At 67.6% G+C, this 23,171-nt stretch carries 24 protein-coding genes; 19 read left to right on the top strand and 5 right to left on the bottom strand.

What is annotated here, in order from left to right:
- From infB to BN4332_RS01280, 4 genes are all read left to right on the top strand, one after another.
- The coding region (infB, locus tag BN4332_RS01265) for a translation initiation factor IF-2 (RefSeq protein ID WP_066896512.1) at positions 1 to 1,968 on the top strand (1,968 nt) is incomplete at its 5' end.
- 3 nt (positions 1,969 to 1,971) lie between these two features.
- Complete coding sequence (gene rbfA / locus BN4332_RS01270) at positions 1,972 to 2,475, top strand: 30S ribosome-binding factor RbfA (protein ID WP_066896515.1); 504 nt, start codon at positions 1,972 to 1,974, stop codon at positions 2,473 to 2,475.
- Complete coding sequence (locus BN4332_RS01275; protein WP_096867008.1) at positions 2,468 to 3,472, top strand: DHH family phosphoesterase; 1,005 nt, start codon at positions 2,468 to 2,470, stop codon at positions 3,470 to 3,472. Before rbfA ends, BN4332_RS01275 begins: the two co-directional genes overlap by 8 nt.
- A 32-nt stretch (positions 3,473 to 3,504) precedes the next feature.
- Positions 3,505 to 4,839 (top strand): MATE family efflux transporter, encoded by a 1,335-nt coding sequence (locus BN4332_RS01280; protein ID WP_066896518.1) that lies wholly within the window; start codon positions 3,505 to 3,507, stop codon positions 4,837 to 4,839.
- Positions 4,840 to 4,940: 101 nt separating this feature from the next.
- Here the strand turns inward: BN4332_RS01280 and BN4332_RS01285 are convergent, their stop codons facing one another.
- The gene (locus tag BN4332_RS01285; protein WP_066896521.1) at positions 4,941 to 5,552 is read right to left on the bottom strand and encodes a class I SAM-dependent methyltransferase; all 612 of its coding nucleotides are present in this window, start codon (positions 5,550 to 5,552) and stop codon (positions 4,941 to 4,943) included.
- A 28-nt stretch (positions 5,553 to 5,580) separates the two neighbouring features.
- Between BN4332_RS01285 and BN4332_RS01290 the strand changes: the two genes are divergently transcribed.
- A complete protein-coding gene (locus tag BN4332_RS01290; RefSeq protein ID WP_235653989.1) occupies positions 5,581 to 6,042 on the top strand; it encodes a MerR family transcriptional regulator in 462 nt (153 codons plus the stop codon).
- A 115-nt stretch (positions 6,043 to 6,157) separates the two neighbouring features.
- Here the strand turns inward: BN4332_RS01290 and BN4332_RS01295 are convergent, their stop codons facing one another.
- Entirely contained in the window at positions 6,158 to 6,913 is a 756-nt protein-coding gene (locus BN4332_RS01295; RefSeq protein WP_066896525.1) for an enoyl-CoA hydratase, read from the bottom strand.
- A gap of 44 nt (positions 6,914 to 6,957) precedes the next feature.
- Here BN4332_RS01295 and BN4332_RS01300 point away from each other — a divergent pair, with 44 nt between their 5' ends.
- A complete protein-coding gene (locus BN4332_RS01300; RefSeq protein WP_066896528.1) occupies positions 6,958 to 7,224 on the top strand; it encodes a DUF2277 domain-containing protein in 267 nt (88 codons plus the stop codon).
- Positions 7,221 to 7,784, top strand: coding sequence for a DUF1802 family protein (locus BN4332_RS01305; protein ID WP_066896532.1), 564 nt, complete (start codon positions 7,221 to 7,223; stop codon positions 7,782 to 7,784). The genes BN4332_RS01300 and BN4332_RS01305 overlap by 4 nt, the downstream gene beginning before the upstream one ends.
- Positions 7,785 to 7,791: 7 nt before the next feature.
- On the opposite strand, the gene BN4332_RS01310 is transcribed toward BN4332_RS01305, so the two are convergent.
- Positions 7,792 to 9,441 (bottom strand): CocE/NonD family hydrolase, encoded by a 1,650-nt coding sequence (locus BN4332_RS01310; protein WP_066896535.1) that lies wholly within the window; start codon positions 9,439 to 9,441, stop codon positions 7,792 to 7,794.
- Positions 9,442 to 9,473: 32 nt separating this feature from the next.
- The gene (locus BN4332_RS01315; RefSeq protein ID WP_066896538.1) at positions 9,474 to 10,070 is read right to left on the bottom strand and encodes a DUF3558 domain-containing protein; all 597 of its coding nucleotides are present in this window, start codon (positions 10,068 to 10,070) and stop codon (positions 9,474 to 9,476) included.
- Between the two features lie 158 nt (positions 10,071 to 10,228).
- On the opposite strand from BN4332_RS01315, the gene pptH reads away from it, so the two are divergent.
- The 3 genes from pptH to truB are packed head-to-tail and all read left to right on the top strand — an operon-like array spanning position 10,229 to position 12,749.
- The gene (gene pptH / locus BN4332_RS01320) at positions 10,229 to 11,191 is read left to right on the top strand and encodes an ACP phosphodiesterase PptH (protein WP_066896541.1); all 963 of its coding nucleotides are present in this window, start codon (positions 10,229 to 10,231) and stop codon (positions 11,189 to 11,191) included.
- Positions 11,188 to 11,862 carry a 4'-phosphopantetheinyl transferase PptT gene (pptT, locus tag BN4332_RS01325; RefSeq protein WP_066896544.1) on the top strand — a complete coding sequence of 225 codons (675 nt, stop codon included), beginning with the start codon at positions 11,188 to 11,190 and terminating at the stop codon, positions 11,860 to 11,862. The genes pptH and pptT overlap by 4 nt, the downstream gene beginning before the upstream one ends.
- On the top strand, positions 11,859 to 12,749 hold the full coding sequence (truB, locus tag BN4332_RS01330) for a tRNA pseudouridine(55) synthase TruB (protein ID WP_096866803.1): 891 nt from the start codon (positions 11,859 to 11,861) through the stop codon (positions 12,747 to 12,749). Before pptT ends, truB begins: the two co-directional genes overlap by 4 nt.
- Before the next feature lie 42 nt (positions 12,750 to 12,791).
- Here truB and BN4332_RS01335 read toward each other — a convergent pair whose 3' ends face one another.
- On the bottom strand, positions 12,792 to 13,661 hold the full coding sequence (locus BN4332_RS01335; RefSeq protein WP_066896547.1) for a short-chain dehydrogenase/reductase: 870 nt from the start codon (positions 13,659 to 13,661) through the stop codon (positions 12,792 to 12,794).
- Between the two features lie 73 nt (positions 13,662 to 13,734).
- Between BN4332_RS01335 and BN4332_RS01340 the strand changes: the two genes are divergently transcribed.
- The 9 genes from BN4332_RS01340 (at position 13,735) to BN4332_RS01380 (ending at position 23,170) form a co-directional block, all read left to right on the top strand.
- Positions 13,735 to 14,763 (top strand): AraC family transcriptional regulator, encoded by a 1,029-nt coding sequence (locus BN4332_RS01340; RefSeq protein WP_066896550.1) that lies wholly within the window; start codon positions 13,735 to 13,737, stop codon positions 14,761 to 14,763.
- 117 nt (positions 14,764 to 14,880) lie between these two features.
- Positions 14,881 to 15,765, top strand: coding sequence for a short-chain dehydrogenase/reductase (locus BN4332_RS01345; RefSeq protein WP_235653990.1), 885 nt, complete (start codon positions 14,881 to 14,883; stop codon positions 15,763 to 15,765).
- Positions 15,762 to 17,258, top strand: coding sequence for a flavin-containing monooxygenase (locus tag BN4332_RS01350; protein ID WP_066896553.1), 1,497 nt, complete (start codon positions 15,762 to 15,764; stop codon positions 17,256 to 17,258). Before BN4332_RS01345 ends, BN4332_RS01350 begins: the two co-directional genes overlap by 4 nt.
- Entirely contained in the window at positions 17,258 to 18,175 is a 918-nt protein-coding gene (locus tag BN4332_RS01355; protein WP_066896556.1) for an alpha/beta hydrolase, read from the top strand. The genes BN4332_RS01350 and BN4332_RS01355 overlap by 1 nt, the downstream gene beginning before the upstream one ends.
- Positions 18,176 to 18,230: 55 nt before the next feature.
- Positions 18,231 to 19,757, top strand: a complete 1,527-nt coding sequence (locus BN4332_RS01360; protein WP_066896559.1) for a succinic semialdehyde dehydrogenase — start codon at positions 18,231 to 18,233, stop codon at positions 19,755 to 19,757.
- Positions 19,758 to 19,883: 126 nt separating this feature from the next.
- A complete protein-coding gene (locus tag BN4332_RS01365; RefSeq protein WP_264076818.1) occupies positions 19,884 to 20,465 on the top strand; it encodes a TetR/AcrR family transcriptional regulator in 582 nt (193 codons plus the stop codon).
- Positions 20,466 to 20,602: 137 nt separating this feature from the next.
- On the top strand, positions 20,603 to 21,808 hold the full coding sequence (locus tag BN4332_RS01370; protein WP_066896565.1) for a lipid-transfer protein: 1,206 nt from the start codon (positions 20,603 to 20,605) through the stop codon (positions 21,806 to 21,808).
- 34 nt (positions 21,809 to 21,842) lie between these two features.
- Complete coding sequence (locus tag BN4332_RS01375; protein WP_066896568.1) at positions 21,843 to 22,283, top strand: type II toxin-antitoxin system Rv0910 family toxin; 441 nt, start codon at positions 21,843 to 21,845, stop codon at positions 22,281 to 22,283.
- Positions 22,280 to 23,170 carry a MaoC/PaaZ C-terminal domain-containing protein gene (locus tag BN4332_RS01380; RefSeq protein WP_066896571.1) on the top strand — a complete coding sequence of 297 codons (891 nt, stop codon included), beginning with the start codon at positions 22,280 to 22,282 and terminating at the stop codon, positions 23,168 to 23,170. The genes BN4332_RS01375 and BN4332_RS01380 overlap by 4 nt, the downstream gene beginning before the upstream one ends.
- The last annotated feature ends 1 nt before the right edge of the window (position 23,171 follow it).

Below are 23,171 nucleotides of genomic sequence, written 5' to 3' on the forward strand. Positions count from 1 at the left end.
GGTCGTCCCGGCGGTGGTGGCGGCGGTGGCCGTCCCGGCCAGCGCGGTGGCGCGGCCGGTGCGTTCGGTCGTCCCGGCGGTGCCCCCAAGCGCGGTCGCAAGTCGAAGCGGGCGAAACGCGCCGAATACGAGAACATGCAGGCGCCGGTCGTCGGTGGAGTGCGGTTGCCCAAGGGCAACGGCGAGACCATCCGGCTGGCTCGTGGCGCATCGCTGAGCGACTTCGCCGAGAAGATCGACGCCAACCCGGCCGCACTGGTCCAGGCGCTGTTCAACCTCGGTGAGATGGTCACCGCGACCCAGTCGGTCGGCGACGACACCCTGGAGTTGCTCGGCAGCGAGATGAACTTCAAGGTGCAGGTCGTCTCCCCGGAGGACGAGGACCGCGAGCTGCTGGAGTCCTTCGACCTCACCTACGGCGAGGACGAGGGCGGCGAGGAGGACCTCGAGGTCCGCCCGCCGGTGGTCACCGTCATGGGTCACGTCGACCACGGCAAGACCCGACTGCTGGACACGATCCGCAACGCCACCGTCCGCGAGGGCGAGGCCGGCGGTATCACCCAGCACATCGGCGCCTACCAGGTCGAGGTCGATCTGGACGGCACCGTCCGGCCGATCACCTTCATCGACACCCCGGGTCACGAGGCGTTCACCGCCATGCGTGCCCGTGGTGCCAAGGCCACCGACATCGCGATCCTGGTGGTCGCCGCCGACGACGGCGTCATGCCGCAGACGGTGGAGGCCATCAACCACGCGCAGGCTGCTGACGTGCCGATCGTGGTGGCGGTCAACAAGATCGACAAGGAAGGCGCCGACCCGGCCAAGATCCGGGCGCAGCTGACCGAGTACAACCTCGTGGCCGAGGATTACGGCGGCGACACCATGTTCGTCGACATCTCGGCCAAGCAGGGCACCAACATCGAGGCGCTGCTGGAAGCGGTCGTGCTGACCGCCGACGCGGCCCTGGATCTGCGGGCCAACCCCGACATGGAGGCCCAGGGTGTGGCGATCGAGGCGCACCTGGACCGCGGTCGCGGCCCGGTGGCCACGGTGCTGATCCAGCGCGGCACCCTGCGCGTCGGCGACTCGGTGGTGGCCGGGGATGCCTACGGCCGCGTCCGCCGCATGGTCGACGAGCACGGCGAGGACGTCGAAGAGGCGCTGCCCTCGCGTCCGGTCCAGGTCATCGGCTTCACGTCGGTGCCGGGTGCCGGTGACAACTTCCTGGTTGTCGACGAGGACCGCATCGCCCGTCAGATCGCCGACCGGCGCAGCGCGCGCAAGCGCAACGCGTTGGCCGCGCGCAGCCGCAAGCGGATCAGCCTGGAAGACCTGGATTCGGCGCTGAAGGAAACCAGCCAGCTGAACCTGATCCTCAAGGGCGACAACGCCGGTACGGTCGAAGCTCTCGAGGAAGCCCTGATGGGCATCGAGATCGACGACGAAGTGGAGCTGCGGGTCATCGACCGCGGTGTCGGTGGCGTCACCGAGACCAACGTCAACCTGGCGTCGGCTTCGGACGCGATCATCATCGGGTTCAACGTCCGTGCCGAGGGCAAGGCGACCGAGCTGGCCAACCGCGACGGTGTGGAGATCCGGTACTACTCGGTGATCTACCAGGCCATCGACGAGATCGAGAAGGCCCTCAAGGGCATGCTCAAGCCGGTGTACGAGGAGAAGGAGCTCGGCCGCGCCGAGATCCGGGCGATCTTCCGGTCGTCCAAGGTCGGCAACATCGCCGGCTGCCTGGTCACCTCCGGGATCATGCGCCGCAACGCCAAGGCCCGGCTGCTGCGCGACAACACCGTCGTCGCGCAGAACCTCACGGTGTCCTCGCTCAAGCGCGAGAAGGACGATGCCACCGAGGTCCGCGAGGGCTACGAGTGCGGTCTGACGCTGACCTACTCCGACATCAAGGAAGGCGACGTCATCGAGACGTACGAGCTGGTCGAGAAGGTACGGACCTAAGGTATGGCTGATCCGGCACGGGCCAAGCGGCTCGCCAAACGGATCTCCACCATCGTCGCCTCGGCGATCGAGTACGAGATCAAGGATCCCCGCCTGGCGGGGGTCACCATCACCGATGCGAAGGTGTCGGGTGATCTGCACGACGCCACGCTGTACTACACGGTGATGGGGTCATCGCTCGACGACGAGCCGGACTATGCCGGTGCGGCGGCGGCGCTGGAGAAGGCCAAGGGCGTCTTGCGGACCAAGGTGGGCGCCGGGACCGGGGTGCGGTTCACCCCGACCCTGGCGTTCGTCCGCGACACCGTGCCCGACGCGGCACACCGGATGGAGGAGCTGCTGGCCCAGGCGCGGGCAGCCGATGAGGATCTGGCGAGAGTTCGGCAGGGTGCCAAGCACGCCGGAGACGCCGACCCGTACCGTGTGAGCGGGGCGGAGGACACTGATGGGCTTGCCGACGGGGCAGACACAGAGGATGCCGGTGACCGCGATCGAACGGATGACTGATACTGCTCATTCGAGGGCTCCCCACGGGAGCCCTTCCGGTTCGCGTGTCGATGCGCGGGCGGCCGCCGACATCCTGTCGGGCGCGGCGAGCATCAGCGTGGTGTGCCATGTCTATCCCGACGCCGACACCATCGGCGCGGGCCTGGCGCTGGCGCAGGTGCTCGACGACGCGGGCAAACAGGTCGAGGTAGCCTTCGCGGCGCCGGCCGAGCTGCCGGAGTCGTTGCAGACGCTGCCCGGCGGGCATCTGCTGGTCTCACCCAACGACATCCGCGGCGACGCGGAACTCGTTGTCACCGTGGATATCCCGAGTGTCAATCGCCTTGGTGCGTTGCGTGAGCTGGCCGAGGACGGCCGCGAGGTGCTGGTCATCGACCACCATGCGTCCAATCAACTGTTCGGCACGGCCAACTACGTCGACCCGACGGCCGACTCCACCACGATGCTGGTGGCCGAAGTCCTCGATGCCTGGGACAAGCCGATCGACAAGCGGGTGGCGCACTGTCTGTACGCCGGGCTGACCACCGACACCGGCTCGTTCCGCTGGGCCACGGCCCGGGCACACCGCCTGGCGGCCCGGCTCGTCGAACTGGGCGTGGACAACGCCTCGATCAGCCGCGCCCTGCTCGACACCCACCCGTTCGCGTGGCTGCCGATGCTGTCGCGGGTGCTGGCCTCGGCCCGGCTGCTGCCGGACGCGGTCGGCGGCCGGGGCCTGGTGTATGCCGTTGTGCCGCACGCCGAATGGTCCAGTGCCCGGCCCGAGGAAGTGGAGAGCATCGTCGACATCGTGCGCACCACGCAGCAGGCCGAGGTCGCCGCGGTGTTCAAGGAGATCGAGCCCCAGCACTGGTCGGTGTCGATGCGGGCCAAATCGCTCAATCTGGCCACGGTCGCCAGCTCATTCGGCGGTGGCGGGCACCCGCACGCCGCCGGGTACTCGGCCGCGGGCGCCACCGACGACGTCGTTCAGGCACTTGCGCAGGCCCTTGCCTGACTCCGCCTGGGCGACCCTGCCCGATTGGTCACATGGTTGAGCCGGAAGGGGACATCCCGGTCACTCCGGCCACCACCCGCCGGATCGCCGGCCTGGCGTTCCCCGCCCTCGGGGTGCTGGCGGCCGAGCCGCTGTATCTGTTGTTCGACATCGCGATCGTCGGTCGTCTCGGCGCGCTGAGCCTGGCCGGGCTGGCCATCGGCGGCCTGATCCTCGGACTGGTCAATTCACAGGGCACGTTCCTGTCCTACGGCACCACCGCGCGTTCGGCCCGGCTGTTCGGGGCCGGCGACCGGAGGGCCGCGGTGGGTGAGGGCGTGCAGGCCACCTGGCTGGCGCTCGGGCTGGGTTTGCTGATCATCGCGGTGGTGCAGGCCGCGGTGGTGCCGCTGCTGTCGGTGATCGCCGGACGCTCCGACATCGCCGACGCCGCGCTGCCGTGGCTCCGGATCGCGATCCTGGCCGCACCGGCGATCCTGGTGTCGCTGGCCGGCAACGGGTGGATGCGCGGCGTGCAGGACACCGTCCGCCCACTGCGCTACGTGGTCTTCGGGTTCGTGGTGTCGGCGGTGTTGTGCCCGCTGCTGGTGTACGGCTGGCTGGGCCTGCCGCGGCTGGAGTTGGCCGGGTCGGCGGTGGCGAATCTGGTGGGGCAATGGGTGGCTGCCCTGCTGTTTCTGCGGGCCCTGCTGATCGAGAACGTCGCGCTACGGGCGCAGCCCGAGATCCTTCGGGCACAGCTGATCATGGCCCGCGACCTGCTGCTGCGATCGCTGGCGTTCCAGGCCTGCTTCCTGTCCGCGGGAGCGGTCGCGGCGCGGTTCGGGGCGGCCGCCGTGGCTGCCCACCAGGTGGTACTGCAGGTCTGGAGTTTCCTTGCGCTGGTGCTCGATTCGCTGGCCATCGCCGCGCAGTCGCTGGTGGGCGCGGCGCTGGGGGCCGGCCAGCTGGCACATGCCAAGAGCGTGGCCTGGCGGGTGACGCTGTTCTCCACGATGGCCGGCGTGGTGCTGGCGGTGGTGTTCGCCGTCGGGTCCTCGGTGCTGCCGCCGGTGTTCACCGATGACGAGACGGTGCTGGCCGCCATCGGGGTGCCGTGGTGGTTCCTGGTGGCCCAGCTGCCCGTGGCCGGTATCGTCTTCGCCCTCGACGGGGTGCTGCTGGGGGCGGGCGACGCGAAGTTCATGCGCAACGCCACCCTGACCAGCGCGTTGATCGGATTCCTGCCGTTGATCTGGTTGTCGCTGATCTACGGCTGGGGACTGTTCGGCATCTGGTCTGGGCTGAGCACGTTCATGGTGCTGCGGCTGGTCTTCGTCGGCTGGCGCGCGTTCTCGGGTCGCTGGCTGGTGGCCGGGACGGCCTAGTTGCCCTGCGAGGCCGAGTTGCTCCGCGAGCGTGCGTGTTTGCCCCCCCCCGACACGCCCGCGCCGCGTCGACATTGTGCGCACGCTCGCGCGCATGCGGCTTAGAGTCGCGTTCCGCTGACCACCCAGACGGCCCCTCTGCCGCTGCCGTGCTCGGCCACGGAAACGTCACCGAAACCGGTGTCGCGGCACAGCGCCGCGAAGGCTTCCGCCTGCTGCCGCGTCCAGCCATGGCTGGCCAATCCGGTTGCCCCCGAGGGTGATTGACGCTCGATGGCGATCAGCCGCCCGCCCGGCGCCAGGACCCGGCGTGCCTCGGCAACCGCCTTGTCCACGTCCTGCCAGTGGTGCACCGTGGCCAGCGCCCACACCACTGTGGCCGCACCGTCGGCGACCGGCAGATCCTCGGCGGTGCCTTCGCGCCACGTGATGCCGTCGGTGCGGGTGACCGCCTGCGCCACCCGCAACATGGCTGCGGACGGGTCCACCCCGGTTACCCGCGCGCCGCGCCGGGCGGCCGTCCTGGCGGCGGTGCCGGGACCGCAGCCCACGTCGACGACGTGATCGGACGTCGAGATCTCCGCGACGTCGGCGGCCAGCTTGGCCTTGGCCCGCCCGACGACGAGGAACACCAGCGCACACAGCACACCGGGGACGCCGGCGAAGCCGGGGTGGTCGGCGTGATGGTTGATCGGAAGCGCGGGTGAGTTCATGGTGTCGACCTTGCCGGTTCAAGGTGGGTTGAAGTCAAATGTCGGCATGGACGTGATCTCGATCGGTGAGGCGGCAGCACGGCTGCAGATGAGCCCGTCGGCGCTGAGGTATTACGACGAGCGCGGGCTGGTGTCGCCGCGGATGCGCCGGGCCGGCAAGCGGATGTACGGGGCCGAGGAGCTTCGCCGGTTGGCGTTGCTCAAGATCGTGCACCGGTTGGGCCTGCCGCTCGACACCGCCGCCGCCGTGCTGGACGCACCGAGCGAGCAGTGGCGCGAGACGGTGCGCGAACAGATCGCCGAGTTGGATCGGGTGATCGCGCAAGCCCAAGGGGCGCAACTGTTCCTGACCCACGCGCTGCACTGCCCGGCCGACCACCCGGCTCGCGACTGCGCCACGATGATCGGCGTGCTGGACCGGCTCGTCGACGGGATGAGCGTCGAGGAACTCGCCATCGAGCAGGCCGGAACGAGGTCGTCTGTCGAATGATCGGCCGGGTGCGCTGAAACTTCTTGCGACGCCGCACGCCCGGTTTGTCACGTTGGAGTGGCGCTCGGGCTCGACCGCCACGCCAGCGTGACAATGGGCGTCGCAGAGCCAGGTGTCAGCGAACCTGGGCGCGGCCCCGCTCCATCACGGAGCTGCGGCTGGCCGCGATGTCGTCGCCGCTGGCCGTCGCCATCCATTCGCGCGCCGAGGCCGCCTCGATCCACAGACCCTGATCGGTCTGGGACGCGTCGATGCGGTGATACGAGGCGAGCAGAGCACGGACGGCGGCCTGATTGTTCGCGACGATCGAGGCCGCCACCCGGCGCGCGGTGGGCAGCAGCTGGTCGTGCGGCACCACCTCGGTGACCAGGCCGGCCCGCAACGCTTCGGCGGCCGACAGGTAGTCACCGGTCAGGCTCATGCGCCGGGCCAGGCCCACCCCGACCTTCTGCGGCAACCGCACGCTCAGCCCCCAGGTCGGCAGCAAGCCCACCCGTGCGTGGGTGTCGGCGAACTTGGCCTGTTCGGAGGCGATCAGGATGTCGCAGTACAACGCCAATTCCAGGCCTCCGGTGACCGCGGCACCGTTGATCGCACCGATCACCGGCTTGGTCATTGCCGGCCACTTGGGGGAGATGTCGGGCAGCTCGGTGGTGTCGCCGAGCTCCTTGAGGTCCAGGCCCGCGCAGAACACCGGGTCGGCCCCGGTGAGGATCACCACGTCGACGTCGTCGTGGGTCTGCGCGTCGCGCAGAGCCTGGTAGAAGGCGGTCCGCAGCTGCGACGACAGCGCGTTGCGCGACTGCGGCCGGTTGAGGGTCAGGGTGCGGACTCGGTCGGTGGTATCGATCAGCAGTGGGGCATCACTCATGCGATCAATCTATCTGGCGGCAATCGGGCGCCTATCGTGGTGTCATGTGCCGCAACATCACTGAGCTCAGGGGGCTGGAGCCCGCCGCCACCGACGAAGAGATCGAGGCCGCCGCCCGCCAGTACGTGCGCAAGGTCAGCGGAATCACCCGCCCGACCGGGGCCAATGTCGAGGCCTTCGAGGCCGCCGTCGCCGAGGTCACGGCCACCACCACCCGGCTGCTCGACGGGTTGGCCCCGCGCCGGCAGCCGCCCAAGACCGTTCCGCCGTTGCGCCGTCCCGAGGTCCGGGCCCGGCTGGCCGCGCGGTGACGCAAAGCCTCGCGACGCAACCCGCGCTCAAGGAGTGGAGCGCGGCGGTGCACGCCCTGCTCGACGGCCGCCAGACGGTGTTGCTGCGCAAGGGCGGCATTCACGAGAAGCGGTTCGCGGTGGCCGCGCCCGAGTTCATCCTGTTCCCGACGATCGCGCACAGCCACGCCGAGCGGGTGCGGCCCGAGCATCACGATTTGCTCGATGCCGCCGCACATGACAGCACCGAGGATGCGGTGACCATCCGGGCCGGAGCGAAAGTTGTTGCCGCGGTCGAGGTCAACCGCCCCGAGGCGATCGATGAGCTCGCCGATCTGCACATCTGGACCGCCGACTCGGTGCGCACCGACCGGCTCGATTTCCGGCCCAAACACCGCCTGACCGTGATGGTCGTCCAGGTGAGCCCGCTGCGCACGCCGATCCGGTTGGCCCGCACACCCGAGTTCGCCGGGTGCAAGAGCTGGGTCGACCTGTCGGTACGGGCAGACTGGGGCCCACCGGTCCACGACGCGGCCGGGCTGCGCGACGTCGCCGCGCGTGTCGAGCGGTCAGTCGGCTGACGACTTTCTACGTGGCCGGGTCCGCCGGCGGCACCGGGCCGGCCGGCAGTACCAGCCGGGACACCTCACCCTGACCGTGGTGCACGGTATGGGTGGCCCGGACCATCTGCGAACCTGAGATCGCGGGTTCGGCGGTGCCCAGATTGCGGGCGAATCGCGGATGGGATCCGCCGGCGATCAGCAGCCGGATCCGCGAGCCCGCCTTGAACCGGTGCGCGACGGCATCGAGTTCGAGACGAACCGGACCGGTGTGGCCGTTCAACCGGCGGAACGCGTCGGATACGTTGTGGGAGCGACCTTTTGGGTCCACTTCGCTGATCCGGACGAAGAGGTCGTGATGTGGATTGTCGCAGCTGTGGGCCAGCTCGACGACGGGGTTGCCCGCCAGATACAGATCGGCAGGCAACGGGTCGCCGGTGAACGTCAGCACATCGCCGCGGCGGGCCAAGCGGGAATCGTCGCGGTAGCCGCCGTCCCGGGACAGCAGGCGGCCCCCGATCGTCGGGGTGGGGTCGGCGGGGTCATAGGTGAACGTCGATGAGGCTGCCGCATCCGAAGGTGCGGTGTCGGACAGCCGCCCGCCGGACCGCAGGAACAGCTCGCGCTGCGGCATCGCCGGCGGCCAGTCGGCCAGTTCGACCCAGCCGTGGCCGTTGACGTGAATCCGCACCGGACTGCGCGTCACCTGTCGGTGTCCGGACAGGTGGGTGCACAGCCAGTCCAGCGATTCCCGGAGCACGGTCGGCGCGCCCTTGGTCATCAGCTGGGTGTGCGTCCACGGTCCGATGGTCAGCGCGACCGGTGCGTCGCGCCGGTGCAATTGCTCGAATTGCTGCAGGGTCTGATCGAGGAACAGGTCCTGCCATCCGCTGAGCAAGAGAATCGGGAGCTCGACGCGCTCAAGCGCCTCGTCGAATCGAAGCCGATCCCAGAACGCGTCATCGCGATCAGGATGCTCCAGCCAGGACTCGTACCACGGCGCACCGCTGCCCAACAGCCGGCGACCGGCCGCCCCGACGGGCAGTCCCTCGGTCGCACGGGCGAGCTCACGCGGCGCGCGCAATTCCCGGGTGAGGGCGTTGAGCATCCCGGGCTCCTCCTGCCGGGCCACCATCGCACTCCAGCCCAGGAAGTCGTTGAGGGTGAAGGAGCCCGTGCCCCATGCCGACGCGCTGAAATCGTGGGGGCCGACGGTGATCACGGCGGCCTTCATCTCCGGCGGCGGATCGGCCAACAGCGCCCACTGGGTGAAGCCGAGATAGGACAGGCCGACCGTGGCGAACGCGCCGGTGAACCACGGCTGGTCGCGCAGCCAGGCGACGGTGTCGGCGCCGTCGTCCATCTCGTGCACCATCGGGGTGAACTGCCCGCCGGAGCCGAATGTGCCGCGCACACTCTGCAACACCACGTGGTAGCCACGCGCCGCGTACACCTCGGCGAACAGTGCCGAGAACGGGAACCGGCGGCCGTACGGCCCGCGCACCAGAAGCGTGCCTGCCGGTCGGCCGGTGACGGGTGCGTAGTGGTCGGCGATCAGGTCGACGCCGTCGCGCATCGGCACCCGCAGCCCGTGCCGCACGGTGAAGTCGGTTTCGTGCGGTGGCAGTCCCAGGACCTTGGTCGCGGCCTGGCCGGCAAACCGGCGCAATGTGCTCATCCCGACAGGTTACGGATCGCGTGCCGGGTCGCTCAGAACTTGTAGTACGGCGCCAGTTCGTGGGCCCGCTGCAGGTTGACCTGCAGGCAGTCCGGCCGGTCGGGGGAGTGGATCGGGGAGTAGAACAGCGACTGCTGAATGACGCCGTAGCTGGTGTCGAACGCGATCATGCAGGTGATCCACCAGCGGTCGTTCCAGTCGGTGGGCTTCATGATCCAGTACTGCGCGGCCCGGTGTCCGGCGATGTCCAGTTGGAGCGCGTCGGGCGGGATGGTCTCTTCGTAGGTGCGCCAGACGAACGCCTCGACCGCCATCTGGTAATTGCCGGCGTCGTAATGGCACCGGAGGCTGTCCTCGGGCTGCGGCGGGGTGACGGCCAGGCCGATGCGCTGAACCACGTCGAAGGGGATGTCGTTGCACGGGTCGAACGGCGACGGGTCCGTGGTCTCGATCACCGGCCACTTGATCGTGGTGGACACATTGGTCAGCGGGAAATCCGTGGCATCGAGGTGAAGAGGGCCGGCGCTCGCGCGTTCGGACGTGCCCGACTGCCACACCACGATCACCGCCGATACCAGCGCCGCAACCAGCCCTGTCGAAGCCGACAGTAGTCGCAACTTGGCGGCCATCACACCCCCTCGCAGATTGGTGGCAACACGTTCCCCGGCTTGCGGGGAGTGTAGCGGTCGGTCACAACGGACTCGACCATAAACGAGAACTTGTTCTAGTTGTCAACGGCCCGCGCTGACGGCGCCCGGTTAGGCTGGTCCGTTGTGGTGGTGCAACTGTGGTGATTGATCATGAGTCGAGGGACCGGCAGCCGATTCTGTGGGCGATCAGCGACCTGCATACCGGCCACACCGGGAACAAGCCGGTCACCGAGTCGTTGTACCCGGCCTCGCCGGACGACTGGCTGATCGTCGCGGGTGACGTCGGCGAGCGCACCGACGAGATCCGGTGGGCCCTGGACTTGCTGCGCAAGCGGTTCGCGAAAGTCATCTGGGTGCCGGGCAACCACGAACTGTGGACCACCAACAAGGACCCGATGCAGATCTTCGGCCGCTCCCGGTACGACTATCTGGTCGACATGTGCGACCAGATGGGTGTCATCACGCCCGAGCATCCGTTCCCGGTGTGGACCGAACAGGGCGGTCCGGCCACGATCGTGCCGATGTTCCTGCTCTACGACTACACCTTTCTGCCCGAGGGTGCCTCGACCAAGGCGGAGGGGCTGGCCATCGCCAGGGACCGCAACGTCGTGGGCACCGACGAGTTCCTGCTCTCCAGTGAGCCCTATGCCACCCGCGACGCCTGGTGCCGCGACCGGGTGGCCGCGACTCGTAAGCGGCTGGAGGATCTGGACTGGATGAATCCCACGGTTCTGGTCAACCATTTCCCGCTGGTCCGCGAACCCTGCGATGCGATGTTCTATCCGGAGTTCTCGCTGTGGTGCGGAACCACGGCGACCAGGGACTGGCACACCCGCTACAACGCGATCTGCTCGGTGTACGGCCATCTGCACATCCCGCGTACCACCTGGTACGACGACGTGCGCTTCGAGGAAGTGTCGGTCGGCTATCCGCGGGAGTGGCGCCGCCGGAAGCCCTATCGCTGGTTGCGCCAGATCCTGCCCGATCCCAACTACACGCCCGGCTATCTCAACGAGTTCGGCGGTCATTTCCAGATCACCGACGAGATGCGGGCTCACGCCCAGCAGATGCAGGAGCGGATCAAGGCGAGGCGCGCATGAACGGCACGCTGCTGGGGCAGGTGCTGCCCGATATGCCGGCCGAACTCGCCTCGGCCGAGATGTACGACGATCCGCCGGGCCTGACCGCCCTGCCGGAGGAGGCCGAACTGGTCGCGCGCGCGGTGGCCAAGCGCCGCAACGAGTTCACCACGGTGCGCTACTGCGCCCGCCAGGCCCTTGGCCGGCTCGGGGTCGGTCCGGTACCGATCCTCAAGGGGGACAAGGGTGAACCGTGCTGGCCCGACGGCATCGTGGGCAGCTTGACGCACTGCCAGGGTTTTCGCGGTGCGGTGGTCGGACGCGTCGGCGGGGTGCGCTCGGTCGGCATCGACGCCGAACCGCACGACGTGCTGCCCGACGGGGTCTTGGGTGCGATCTCGCTGCCGCTGGAACGGTCCGAACTCGGTGGCCTGCCCGACGGCCTGCACTGGGACCGGATCCTGTTCTGCGCCAAGGAGGCCACCTACAAGGCCTGGTATCCGCTGACGCACCGCTGGCTCGGGTTCGAGGATGCCCACATCACGTTCGCGGTGGGGGATTCCGGTACGACGGGCACCTTCCGCTCCCAGATTCTCATCGACCCGGCCGCCGAACACGGCCCGCCGCTGACCGCCCTGGAAGGCCGGTGGTCGGTGCGCGAGGGTGTGACCCTGACGGCGATCGTGCTGTGAGCGCCGCACCCGAAGCCGGCCTGGTGATCGTCGACAAGCCGGCCGGCATGACCAGTCACGACGTGGTGGGCCGGTGCCGTCGGCTGTTCGGCACCCGCAAGGTCGGCCACGCCGGAACGCTCGACCCGATGGCCACTGGGGTGCTCGTCGTCGGCATCGAACGGGCCACCAAGATCCTCGGCCTGCTGACCGCCACGGATAAGTCGTATTCCGCGACCATCCGGCTCGGTCAGACGACGGCCACCGAGGATGCCGAAGGTGAAGTGCTGCAGTCGGTCTCGGCTGTGCATGTGACGGATGACCAGATCGAGGCCGCGGTCGCCGGATTGCGCGGCGACATCGAGCAGGTGCCCTCGGCGGTCAGCGCCATCAAGGTCGGCGGTCAGCGGGCCTACAAGCTGGCCCGCGAGGGGCAGACCGTGGAGCTGGCCGCGCGGCCGGTGCGGATCGACCGGTTCGACATCCTCGGGACAAGGCGTGTCGACGCATTCGTCGATGTGGACGTCGAGGTGGACTGTTCGTCGGGCACCTACATCCGTGCCCTGGCCCGCGACGTGGGTGTGACGTTGGGCGTGGGTGGGCATCTGACGGCGTTGCGCCGCACCAAGGTCGGCCGGTACGGGCTGGACGAGGCCCGCACGCTCGAGGGACTCGCCGAGCAGGCGCGGCTCAGCTATTCGCTCGACGAGGCCTGTCTGCTCGGGTTTCCGCGCCGCGACCTGACCGCGGACGAGACCGAGGACACCAGGCACGGCCGGCCACTGCGACCCGCGAGGATCGACGGCGTCTACGCCGCGACCGCGCCCGACGGCCAGGTGATCGCACTGCTGCAGGACGGCCCATCACGCACCAAGAACGTCGTGGTGCTGAGGCCTGCCACCCTGTAGGCGCGGCGCCCAGCGAGTGTGATGGTGCCGACTGCGCGGTGGTCACTTTCGGACCTCCGCGGCGTGCCCGGCCTGACGGATCGCCGCGCGTAACCCGGCACTGCGCGCCAGAAGCGGTTCGGCGAGCGCGGTGGTCGTTCGGAGTGCCAGCAGGAGCGGCAGATAGCGCGGCGCGTAGACCCACCGCGCCCGCGCCTTGATCCCGTCGACGATCGATCGGGCGGCTTCGTTGACGGGGGCGGGCTCACTGAACCACTTGGGCAGCGGCGCCAGCACCGCCTCGAGTCCGGAACCGCCCAACAGGTCGTTTCGCACCATCCCGGTATCGATCAACCCGAAGTACGCGACGCCGGCGGTAGCACCCGTCTCGGTGAGCTCCATTCGAAGCGATCTGCCGAGCGCCTCGGCACCCGCCTTGCTCACGCCATATGCCGAGATGGTGGGGGTCGGAATGGCTGCCGCCGCGGACGCGATGACGAGTACGTAACCGTTGCGTTCGACGATCGACGGCAGCGCGGCGCGGACGGTGCGGGCCGCGCCGAGCACGTTCACCTCGATCACCCGCTCAAACGCCTCGGCTTCCATCGTGGCGAAAGTTGCTACGGGGCCGACGATTCCGGCGTTGGCCACCACCACGTCGATGCCGCCGAAGTGGTCGACCACGCGCGACGTGGCCTCGGCCACGGCAGCCGGGTCGCATACGTCCGCGACGAACGGCGCCGCGCGACCCGACAACGATGCGGCCACTCCCTGCACTGCCCGCTCATCGCGGTCGAGGAGGGCCACTTGGGCACCTTCGGCGACCAATAGTCGGGCCGTGGCTTCACCGATTCCTGCTGCGGCACCGGTCACCAGCACCACCTTGTCGGTGAGGTCCGATCGGTTCCCGAGATACAGATGCCCGAATCGCATGGTCCGAATCTAGGAATCGAGGGCACTTCCGCGGAATGCGTGCAGCGGACAGGTATTTGATACTTTCAGACGCATGGCCGTTTCCGGCGCCCGTGCGAGTTGGGATTTCCCGCGGTCAGCGGACGCCAGCCGGCATGTGCTCGAAACCGCCGAACGGCACGGCGTCGATGCGGCAAGAATCCTCGCCGGGACTGGCCTGACGGAAGCCCAGCTCGCCGATCCTGCCACCGAGATTCAAGCCGGGCAGGAACTGGCGATCGTGCGCAACCTGCTCCGCCATGTCGACGATTCATCGGGGCTCGGCCTGGAGACCGGGCTGCGGTACAACCTGGCCAACACCGGAATCCTGGGTTACGCATTCCTCACCAGCCCCACCATGCGGGACGCCCTGGCGCTCGGTCTCCGATTCGCCACCTTGAGTTCGACTTTCCTCGACATCACCGTGCAGGAATCCGCCACCGACCTCGTGCTGGAACTTGACAGCAGCCAGATCCCGTCTGATGTGCGCCGATTCCTGGTGGAACGCGATCTCGCGGCCATCGCGCATGTTGCGCCATTGCTGATCGGTGGGAACGGTTCGACCGCCGCAGTGAAAGTTGAGCTACACCAAACCGAGTTCCCGCTCGACCTGCTGACCGGCACCGGAATCCCGGTCACTGTCGATGCCGACGCCCCGCGCACCGCCCTCACCTTCCCGAGCGAGCTCCTGGATCAACCCATGCCTGCGGCCGATCCGGCGACCGCAGCGATATGCGTCGCACAATGCGAGGCGCTCCTCGAAAGACGCAGGCATCGTGGGGGATTGGCGGCACAGCTACGTACCCGGATGCTCGGCGATCCGGCGCAGATCCCGTCGATGGTCGTCATCGCGCGTGAGCTCGGTATCACCGACCGGACCCTGCACCGCCGGCTTGCCGCGGAGAACACGAGCTACCGCGCCTTGGTCGACGAGGTTCGCGAGGCGCTCGCGGTCGAACTGCTCGGGAACCACCTCACGGTCGAGGAAGTCGCGCGTCGCCTCGGCTATTCCGAGACCGCGGGCTTCACTCACGCGTTCATCCGGTGGCGCGGTTATCCGCCAAGCCATTTCGGCCGCCGCTGATTAGCTCGGCGCGACGGCTCTGCGTCCGGACGCGCCGAGACCTGCGTCCGGTTCTATCAAATACCTGACTGGTTTGCGCATTCCGCAGGCAACGCGCCCGCACCTAGCGTTGTCGGCATGACGATGTTGTCACCGCTGCGCGACCATGTGGGCGGTCTCTCCGGCAAGGTAGTGCTGATCACCGGCGCTGCCAACGGAATCGGCGCCGAGACCGCCCGCCAACTCAGAGCTTTGGGAGCGCGGGTCGCGCTCGTTGATCGTGACGAGGTTTCGCTGGATCGGCTGGTCTCCGAGCTGGGTGGTGGGGCAGCCCGATTCACCGCCGACGTGACACATGCCGATTCGGTGGATGCCGCAGTGTCCGCAGCGGTTACGCATTTCGGGGGCATCGACGTGGTGGTCGCCAATGCCGGTATTTCCGGGCCGGTCGCGACCGTATCGAGCATCGATCCGCACGCTTTCGAGCAGGTCGTCGAGGTCAACCTCGTCGGCGTGTTCCGCATCGTCCGGGCCACGCTGCCGTACGTGAGCGAGCGACGCGGTTACGTTCTCCTGGTTGCCTCGATCATGGCCCTCGTCCCCGGCCCGACGGCCGCGGCCTACGCCGCTACGAAGGCCGGCGTCGAGGCCTTCGGTCGGGCGTTGCGTGTCGAGCTGGCCGACCAGGATGTCCGGGTCGGGGTCGCCTACTTCGGCCTGATCGATACGGGCATGGTGCGAAACATAGTGTCGACCACCGGCTTCGGCGATGCTCTGGCATCGCTGCCAGGCTTCCTGGGCAAGCCCGCACCGGTGGCCCGGGCCGCGTCGGTCATGGTCTCCGGCATCGCGCGCCGAGCCAACCGGGTGTTCGCGCCCGGATACGTCCGCATACTGCTCGATCTGCGGACCCCGCTGGCCTTGACGGATCGTCTGCTACCGCGAAACCGCAATATCAACACCATCATTCGACAGGCCGCAATGCCGGCGACAATCCTGGAGAATTCGGAGACCCCGTCATGACCGGTGGTAATCGAAGCCGCAAACGCTTGCCGACGGTGGCGATCGTCGGAGCCGGAATGTCCGGGATGTGTATGGCGATCAAATTGTGGCAGGCAGGCATCACGGACGTGACCCTCTACGAGAAGGCGCCCGAGGTCGGAGGGACCTGGCGTGACAACACCTACCCCGGCCTGAGCTGTGATGTGGCTTCGCGGTTCTACCAGTACTCCTTCGCCCCCAACCCGACCTGGAGCCACTTCTTCTCCCCGGGCGGCGAGATCCAGGCCTATTTCGCCCGAGTAGCCGACGATTTCGGTCTGCGCGACCGGATCCAGTTCAACACCGAGGTCGTCGACGCGGCGTTCGCCGATGGCAAATGGCGGATCCGTACCGCCGCGGGCGAGGAGACCGTGGTCGACTTCCTCATCCTGGCGACCGGAGTCCTGCGCGATCCCCAGTATCCGAATATCAAGGGGCTCGGTGATTTCGGCGGTGCCGTCATGCATTCAGCGCGATGGGACCACACGGTACAGACCACCGGAAGGCGGGTCGCGGTCGTCGGCACCGGATCGACCGGCGTGCAGATCGTGTGCGGGCTTGCGCGGGAGGTCGAGCGCCTCACGTTGTTCCAGCGCAGTGCGCAGTGGGTGGTTCCGTTCCCCAACCGCCCTTATTCGAGAACGGCCGACCCGCTCCGAGAACGGCTGCCGATGTTGGGCCACCTCGCCTACCGCACCTATCGCGGGCTGTACGAACTCCTGCTCCAGGCCATGGTGCGGCCGGGATGGCAGCGCACCCTGCTGAGCAAGATATGCCGGGCCAATCTGCGTACGGTGCGGGATCCGGAGCTGCGGCGCAGCCTGACCCCCGACTACCAGCCGATGTGCCGTCGCCTGATCCTCTCGGCCGGGTTCTACCGGGCGATGCAGCGCGACAACGTGGATCTGGTGACCGACGCCATCGATCACATCGAGGCGCGTGGCATCGTCACCGCGGACGGCGTGCTGCACGAGGTGGACGTCATCGCCTTGGCCACCGGCTTCGATGCACATGCCTACATGAGGCCGATGCGGATCACCGGTCGGGACGGCCTCACCATCGACGAGGCGTGGGCCGACGGACCGAAGGCGCATCTGACCGTGGCGATGCCGGGATTCCCGAACCTGTTCATGCTGATGGGCCCGCACAGCCCGCTGGGCAACTACTCGCTCATCGCTGTCGCCGAGACACAGGCCGATCACATCCGCAGCTGGATCGACCGGTGGTGTGCCGGTCAGTTCGACTCGGTCGAGCCCAGGCAAACCGCGACCGATCAGTTCTACGCCGAGATGCGAGAGGCGATGCCGGGCACCGTCTGGACGACGGGCTGCAGCAGCTGGTACCTGGGAGCCGACGGCCTACCCGAACTCTGGCCGTGGACTCCGGCCCGGTACCGCGCCCGACTTGGTCAACCCCCGGCCATGGACGACTACGACCTCCGGCACGGAGCCGGTACGACGGCGAGGACACACTGATGGCCATCCGTGTCCCGCCGATTGTTCTGCGAACCATCGCACGTCCGGTCGGCCGTCTCATTTTCATGCCGCGGGCCTCATGGCCGGTGCAACGACGTGCGCTGGACATGGCCTTTACCTGGCCCGGTGCGTCGCGTGAGTTAGCGGTCACGGCAACCGAACTCGGTGGCGTACCGACCGAGGTCCTGGCTCCGGAACAACCGGCGGGCCGGGTACTGCTGTACCTGCACGGCGGGGGCTACACCGTCGGGTCGCCGCGCAGCCATCGGGCCCTGGCCGGTCGCCTTGCCGTCGCGTTGAACGCGGTCACCTACGTCCCCGACTACCGGCTGGCTCCCGAGCACCGGTTTCCGGCCGCGTTCGACGATTCGCTGAGGGCATACGAGGCACTGCTGGAATCCGGAAGGCCCGGCGACCGGATGTTCGTCGCCGGTGACTCGGCCGGCGGGGGATTATCGTTGGCGCTCGGTGTGGCGGCCGTAGAACGTGGGTTCGCGCCGCCAGCGGCTATTGGCCTGCTCTGTCCGGGCATCGATTTCACGCCCGCCGCGCTGGCAACTGCGTCGCGTGCTCGTCGCGAGCCGTTCCTGACACCCGAGTTGCTGCAACGCTTCTGCGATGCCTACCTGGGTGCCGCGGACCGCGCGCATCCGGCCGCGTCGCCGCTGCTCGCCGACCTCGCCGGGCTACCGCCGCTCGTGGTGGATGCCGCGGGTTGCGACCCGCTGCTGGACCAGTCACAACGGCTCGTGGGCAGAGCGCGTCGGTCCGGGGTCACTGTGCACTACCGCGAGCACGTCGGGATGCCGCACGGTTTCCACTCCGGTGCTGGTCTGATGAAGCAGGCCGACCAGGCGCTCGATGACGTCGCTGCGGCGCTGATCACGTTGTCCAACACGGTCGGAAAGACACAATGAAGCGCAATCCAGTGCCAGGGCTCGTCGCGGTTACCGGTGCTGCGAAGGATGCGTCATGAGCGTTGTCGAGGAGCTCACCGTTCCCACCCCGACGGCCGGCGGCGACAGGCGCGAGCTGACGTCTCCATTCACCGGCAGGCCAGTCAGGACGATCCCGCAGTGCACGGTGGCCGATGTTGAATCCGCGTTTGCCAGAGCAAGATCCGGGCAGAAACCGTGGGCAAGGCAACCAATCTCGGAGCGCCGGGCGCTGGTCTGCCGACTCCTCGATCGGCTACGGCAAAAACGAGCCGCGCTGTTCGACATCCTCCAGATCGAAGGGGGGAAGGCCCGCATCGATGCCTGCTCCGACTACGGGGAGGCGATCCTCAGCGGAAGTTGGTATGTGCGGCACGCCGAGCGGTTGATGCGCTCGGATAGCCACCCAGGGATGTTGCCGGGGCTGACCAGGACCACCGAGGTCTGTCATCCGGTCGGCGTGGTCGTCGTCATCGCGCCGTGGAACGCGCCGATCGGGATCGGTGCCGGTGACAGCATTCCGGCGCTGCTGGCGGGCAACGCGGTGATCCTCAAACCGGACAATCAAACTGCGCTGTCGACCTTGTATCTAAGGCAGATCGCACTGGAAGTCGGTATCCCCGACGACGTTTTCCAGGTCGTACTCGGCGATCCTGCCGAGGTCGGAGACGCGTTGATCGATGGTGCTGACCATGTCGCGTTCACCGGATCGACTGCGACGGGGCGAAAGATCGCCGCCCGCGCAGCCGAACGCCTCATCGGATCTTCACTGGAACTCGGTGGCAAGAATCCGATGGTCGTGCTGCCGGATGCTGACCTGCGCCGCGCCGCGTCCGCCATTCCGCGGGCGAGCTTTGCCAACGCGGGGCAGGTGTGCCTGACAACCGAACGGCTCTATGTGCATACATCGATCTTCGGCAGGTTCGTCGAGCTGGCCTGCCGTAAGACACGTGCGATGAGGGTCGGCGCGTCGATGGATTTCAGGTTCGATATGGGTTCGCTCACCACAGGGACGGGGCTGAGGCGCACCAGTGAGTACGTCGAGCAGGCGAAGGTAGCTGGCGCGCAGCTGCACACCGGCGGGCGGGCTCGGCCGGATCTGGGCCCGCTGTTCTACGAGCCCACCATTCTGTCCGGCGTCACCGCCGCAGCGGACCTGCACTCTGCCGAGATCTTCGGTCCGGTGGTCTCGGTGTACGAGTTCGAAACCGAGGACGACGTAGTCGATCTCGTGAACTCGACGGAGTACGGCCTGTCGGCGAGCGTGTGGACCCGCGACATCAAGCTGGGTGCCAGGCTGGCCGCCCGGATCGATACGGGCGCGGTCAACATCAACGATGCGTACACCGCGGCGTTCGCCTCCCACGCCGCTCCCTCGGGCGGGATGAAGGCCTCGGGACTCGGGCGTCGGCACGGTGCAGCCGGTCTGCTCCGGTATACCGAGTCGCAGGTCGTCGCGGTGCAGCGCCTTGCGTCACCGGACAGTCGGCTGGGCCTGCCCAGGGCCGTGCACGGCCGTCTGATCAGTGCGGCTCTCGGCGCGTTGACGTGCCTGCCGCGGTAACCCACTTACGTACCGTTTGGATTGTTTATGAGGAGACTGTCGATCCGACCACGTAGGATGCATCGGGTGACCGCACGTGTGGACGGGCAAGCCAAGCGGCGCACGCAGGCCGAACGCAGCGCCGCGATGCGCACCCGGTTGCTGGACGCCACGGTGGAGTGCCTGGTGACCTACGGCTATGCGGGCACGACCACACAGCGGGTCGCCGAAGTCGCCGGCGTCACGCGCGGCGCCCAGGTGCACCACTTCCGGTCGAAGGAAGACTTGGTGGTGGCGGCGATCGAACATCTCGCCGAGCAGCGGGCGCAGGCAGCGGTTCGCGATCTCGGCCGGGTGGCGGCGAATCCCGATGCCGCCTCCGTGGTGCTCGACTATCTGTGGGAATCGCACCAGGGGCCGGTTTTCGTTGCGACGCTTGAACTCTGGGTGGCAGCTCGTACCGATGAGGTGTTGGCCGCCCAGGTCGAGCGCGTCGAACCGATCGTCACCGGCGCGTTGGTCGGTGCGCTCGCGCAACTGGTTCCGGACCGGGTCGCGCAGAAAGAACTGCGCGATCTGGCGTATACGGCCATGGATGCGCTGCGGGGGATTCTGCTGTCGAGCTTCGCCGATCGCGATCCCAAGCGGGCCAGGAAGCGCTGGGACCGGGTGTGTGTCCACCTGCGCAGCATGCTCTCCGACACCTTGAGCGCTGAAATCTCGTCATAGTTCGGTCGAATGGTTCGGGCCACATCGCGGCCCGCGGTCGGTAGTTCGTCGTGGATGCAGAACGGCTCCGTCGACCCTCTTGTAAAGATACAAACAGGTTGGTATGTTTCTGGCACCGCGCAGAAAGAGAGGCTTTGATGCCCAACAAGGTGTATGTGATCGGTGTCGGGATGACGAAGTTCGAGAAGCCCGGCCAGCGGACAAATGACGACGGGTCCGCGTGGGACTACCCGGACATGGCCCGCGAATCCGGCTCAAAGGCATTGGCAGACGCGGGGATTGATTACCGCGAGGTGCAGGAGGCCTATGTCGGTTACGTCTACGGTGAATCGACGTCGGGCCAACGGGCGGTCTACGAACTCGGGATGACGGGCCTTCCGGTCGTCAACGTCAACAACAACTGTTCCACGGGGTCCACCGCGCTCTATCTCGCGGCCCGGGCCGTGCGAAGTGGACTGGCCGACTGTGCGCTGGCGCTCGGGTTCGAGAAGATGCAGCCCGGTTCGCTCGGGTCAACCTATGACGATCGTGAACAGCCGATGGCCAAGCACTTCCTCGCGCTCGCCGAGATCTCCGAAGTGCTGTTCCCGCCCGCACCGTGGATGTTCGGGGCGGCGGGGCGCGAACACATGAAGCAACACGGCTCCACCGCCGAACATTTCGCCAAGATCGGTCTCAAGAATCACAAGCACTCGGTGAACAATCCCTTCGCGCAGTTCCAGGACGAGTACAGCCTGGACGACATCCTGGGTTCGCGAATGATCTATGACCCGCTGACCAAGCTGCAGTGCTCGCCGACCTCCGACGGATCCGGAGCCGTGATCCTGGCCAGCGAGAAGTTCGTCGACAAACACGGTCTGGCCGAGCAGGCCGTCGAGATTGTCGGCCAGGCAATGACCACCGATTTCGAGAACAGTTTCGACGGCACCTGCAAGGCGTTGATCGGTCATCACATGAATGTCGCTGCCGCTCGGCAGGTTTACGACGAGTCGGGGTTGGGCCCCGACGATTTCCAGGTCATCGAGCTGCACGACTGCTTCAGCGCTAACGAGCTGCTGCTGTACGAGGCGCTGGGTCTGTGCGGTGAGGGCGAGGCGCCGAAGCTGATCGACAACGGCGACACCACGTACGGCGGTCGGTGGGTGGTCAACCCGTCCGGCGGATTGATCTCGAAGGGGCACCCGCTGGGGGCGACGGGCCTCGCGCAGTGCGCCGAGCTGACCTGGCAACTGCGCGGCACCGCCGGCAAGCGTCAGGTTGACGGCGTGACCGCGGCTCTTCAGCACAACATCGGCCTCGGCGGTGCCGCCGTGGTCACCGCATATCAGCGGGCCGAACGCTGACCGGAAACCCGACAAAGCAAAAGGAGAAACGACAATGGGACATATCGAGGCAACCCGTGAGCTGGCCGCCAGTCCAGATGCCCTGTGGGCCACGGTGTCGGACCCGCAGACGTGGGACAAGTGGTTTACCGTCCACGACAAGTGGCTGGAGGAGCCGCCCTCGACGCTGACCGCGGGCGCACGGCTCACCGCCAAGATCGTCATGCTGGGCATGGCGAACAAGATCGAATGGACCATCGAATCCGTCGATGCACCCAACAGCCTGGTAATGGCCGGAACCGGGATGGCCGGCGTGAAGGCGAAATTCGCGTTCACCATCGATCCGGCCGGCACCGGGTCCCGGTTCACGGTCACTGGCGACTTCGAGGGCGCGCTGGTAAAGGGCGCCTTGGCCAAGGCCGTGGAAAAGGACGGCGTCAAGCAGCTCGACAAGAGTCTGGACGCGCTCGACGCTCTCGCATCGGCGTCGGCATGACGGCGGCCAAACACACTGCGGCGGAAGAAGAGTTGCGGTTCGACGACAGTGGGTTGAACACCTGGACCGACGAGGAACGGTTCGAGGTCACCCGTGAACGGCTCGCCGAATACGCCGCGGCCACCAACGATCCCATTCCGGCCCATCGATCCGGGGACATCGCACCTCCGGTGTTCGCCATCGTGCCGGTGTTCGAGGCGCTCCTGGTACCCGCCGTCGATGTTCTTCCCGTCGAGCTGATCCCACGGGTGGTGCACGGGGAACAGGACTTCCACTTCCACCGCCCGATCAAGCCGGGCGACAAGCTGGTGTCGCGAGGCAAGATGATCGGTTACGAGGGCCTGGAGAACGGCACCCGCGCGGCGATCTACCTCGAATGCCGCACGGAAGACGGCGAACTGGTCAACGAACAGTACGTCACGACGTTCGTCCGAGGCTTCGACGCCGGCAAGGCGGTGGGCCAGTTGAGTCCGAATCACCGGTTCGACGAGTCCCTGCGCACCGGTGCGCCGGCAGCCACGGTCACCCAGCACGTCGACGACGATCAGACGTTCCGGTACAGCCCGGCCGCCGGCGATCCGATGCCGATCCATCTCGACGAGGAGGTGGCGCGCGACGCCGGGCTGCCGGGCATCATCGCGCACGGTCTGTGCACCATGGCCTTCACCTCATGGGCCGTGCTGACCGAGCTGGCCGGTTCGGATGTGCACCGGCTCAGGCGGTTTGCCGTGCGGTTCTCCAAGATGGTGCTGCCCGGCGACGACCTGGAAACCCGCATCTGGCGCACCGGCTCGACCGACGGCATCACCAGCTATGCGTTCGAAACCGCACGAGGCTCCGACCTCGTCATCACCGACGGCCTGGCCGAGATCATCGAGGAGGCATAAC

Source organism: Mycolicibacterium houstonense (genome assembly GCF_900078665.2).
In the GTDB taxonomy this organism is placed as follows: domain Bacteria; phylum Actinomycetota; class Actinomycetes; order Mycobacteriales; family Mycobacteriaceae; genus Mycobacterium; species Mycobacterium houstonense.

What these genes read in the sequence shown, in the direction of transcription:
- BN4332_RS01275 (WP_096867008.1), top strand. Translation starts at nt 2,468, where the DNA reads ATGACTGATACTGCTCATTCGAGGGCTCCCCACGGGAGCCCTTCCGGT.
- BN4332_RS01295 (WP_066896525.1), bottom strand. Translation starts at nt 6,913, where the DNA reads ATGAGTGATGCCCCACTGCTGATCGATACCACCGACCGAGTCCGCACC.
- BN4332_RS01350 (WP_066896553.1), top strand. Translation starts at nt 15,762, where the DNA reads ATGACCGGTGGTAATCGAAGCCGCAAACGCTTGCCGACGGTGGCGATC.
- rbfA (WP_066896515.1), top strand. Translation starts at nt 1,972, where the DNA reads ATGGCTGATCCGGCACGGGCCAAGCGGCTCGCCAAACGGATCTCCACC.
- BN4332_RS01310 (WP_066896535.1), bottom strand. Translation starts at nt 9,441, where the DNA reads ATGAGCACATTGCGCCGGTTTGCCGGCCAGGCCGCGACCAAGGTCCTG.
- BN4332_RS01375 (WP_066896568.1), top strand. Translation starts at nt 21,843, where the DNA reads ATGGGACATATCGAGGCAACCCGTGAGCTGGCCGCCAGTCCAGATGCC.
- BN4332_RS01345 (WP_235653990.1), top strand. Translation starts at nt 14,881, where the DNA reads ATGACGATGTTGTCACCGCTGCGCGACCATGTGGGCGGTCTCTCCGGC.
- BN4332_RS01380 (WP_066896571.1), top strand. Translation starts at nt 22,280, where the DNA reads ATGACGGCGGCCAAACACACTGCGGCGGAAGAAGAGTTGCGGTTCGAC.
- BN4332_RS01370 (WP_066896565.1), top strand. Translation starts at nt 20,603, where the DNA reads ATGCCCAACAAGGTGTATGTGATCGGTGTCGGGATGACGAAGTTCGAG.
- BN4332_RS01280 (WP_066896518.1), top strand. Translation starts at nt 3,505, where the DNA reads ATGGTTGAGCCGGAAGGGGACATCCCGGTCACTCCGGCCACCACCCGC.
- BN4332_RS01285 (WP_066896521.1), bottom strand. Translation starts at nt 5,552, where the DNA reads ATGAACTCACCCGCGCTTCCGATCAACCATCACGCCGACCACCCCGGC.
- BN4332_RS01360 (WP_066896559.1), top strand. Translation starts at nt 18,231, where the DNA reads ATGAGCGTTGTCGAGGAGCTCACCGTTCCCACCCCGACGGCCGGCGGC.
- BN4332_RS01300 (WP_066896528.1), top strand. Translation starts at nt 6,958, where the DNA reads ATGTGCCGCAACATCACTGAGCTCAGGGGGCTGGAGCCCGCCGCCACC.
- pptT (WP_066896544.1), top strand. Translation starts at nt 11,188, where the DNA reads ATGAACGGCACGCTGCTGGGGCAGGTGCTGCCCGATATGCCGGCCGAA.
- BN4332_RS01340 (WP_066896550.1), top strand. Translation starts at nt 13,735, where the DNA reads ATGGCCGTTTCCGGCGCCCGTGCGAGTTGGGATTTCCCGCGGTCAGCG.
- BN4332_RS01315 (WP_066896538.1), bottom strand. Translation starts at nt 10,070, where the DNA reads ATGGCCGCCAAGTTGCGACTACTGTCGGCTTCGACAGGGCTGGTTGCG.
- BN4332_RS01355 (WP_066896556.1), top strand. Translation starts at nt 17,258, where the DNA reads ATGGCCATCCGTGTCCCGCCGATTGTTCTGCGAACCATCGCACGTCCG.
- BN4332_RS01365 (WP_264076818.1), top strand. Translation starts at nt 19,884, where the DNA reads ATGCGCACCCGGTTGCTGGACGCCACGGTGGAGTGCCTGGTGACCTAC.
- BN4332_RS01335 (WP_066896547.1), bottom strand. Translation starts at nt 13,661, where the DNA reads ATGCGATTCGGGCATCTGTATCTCGGGAACCGATCGGACCTCACCGAC.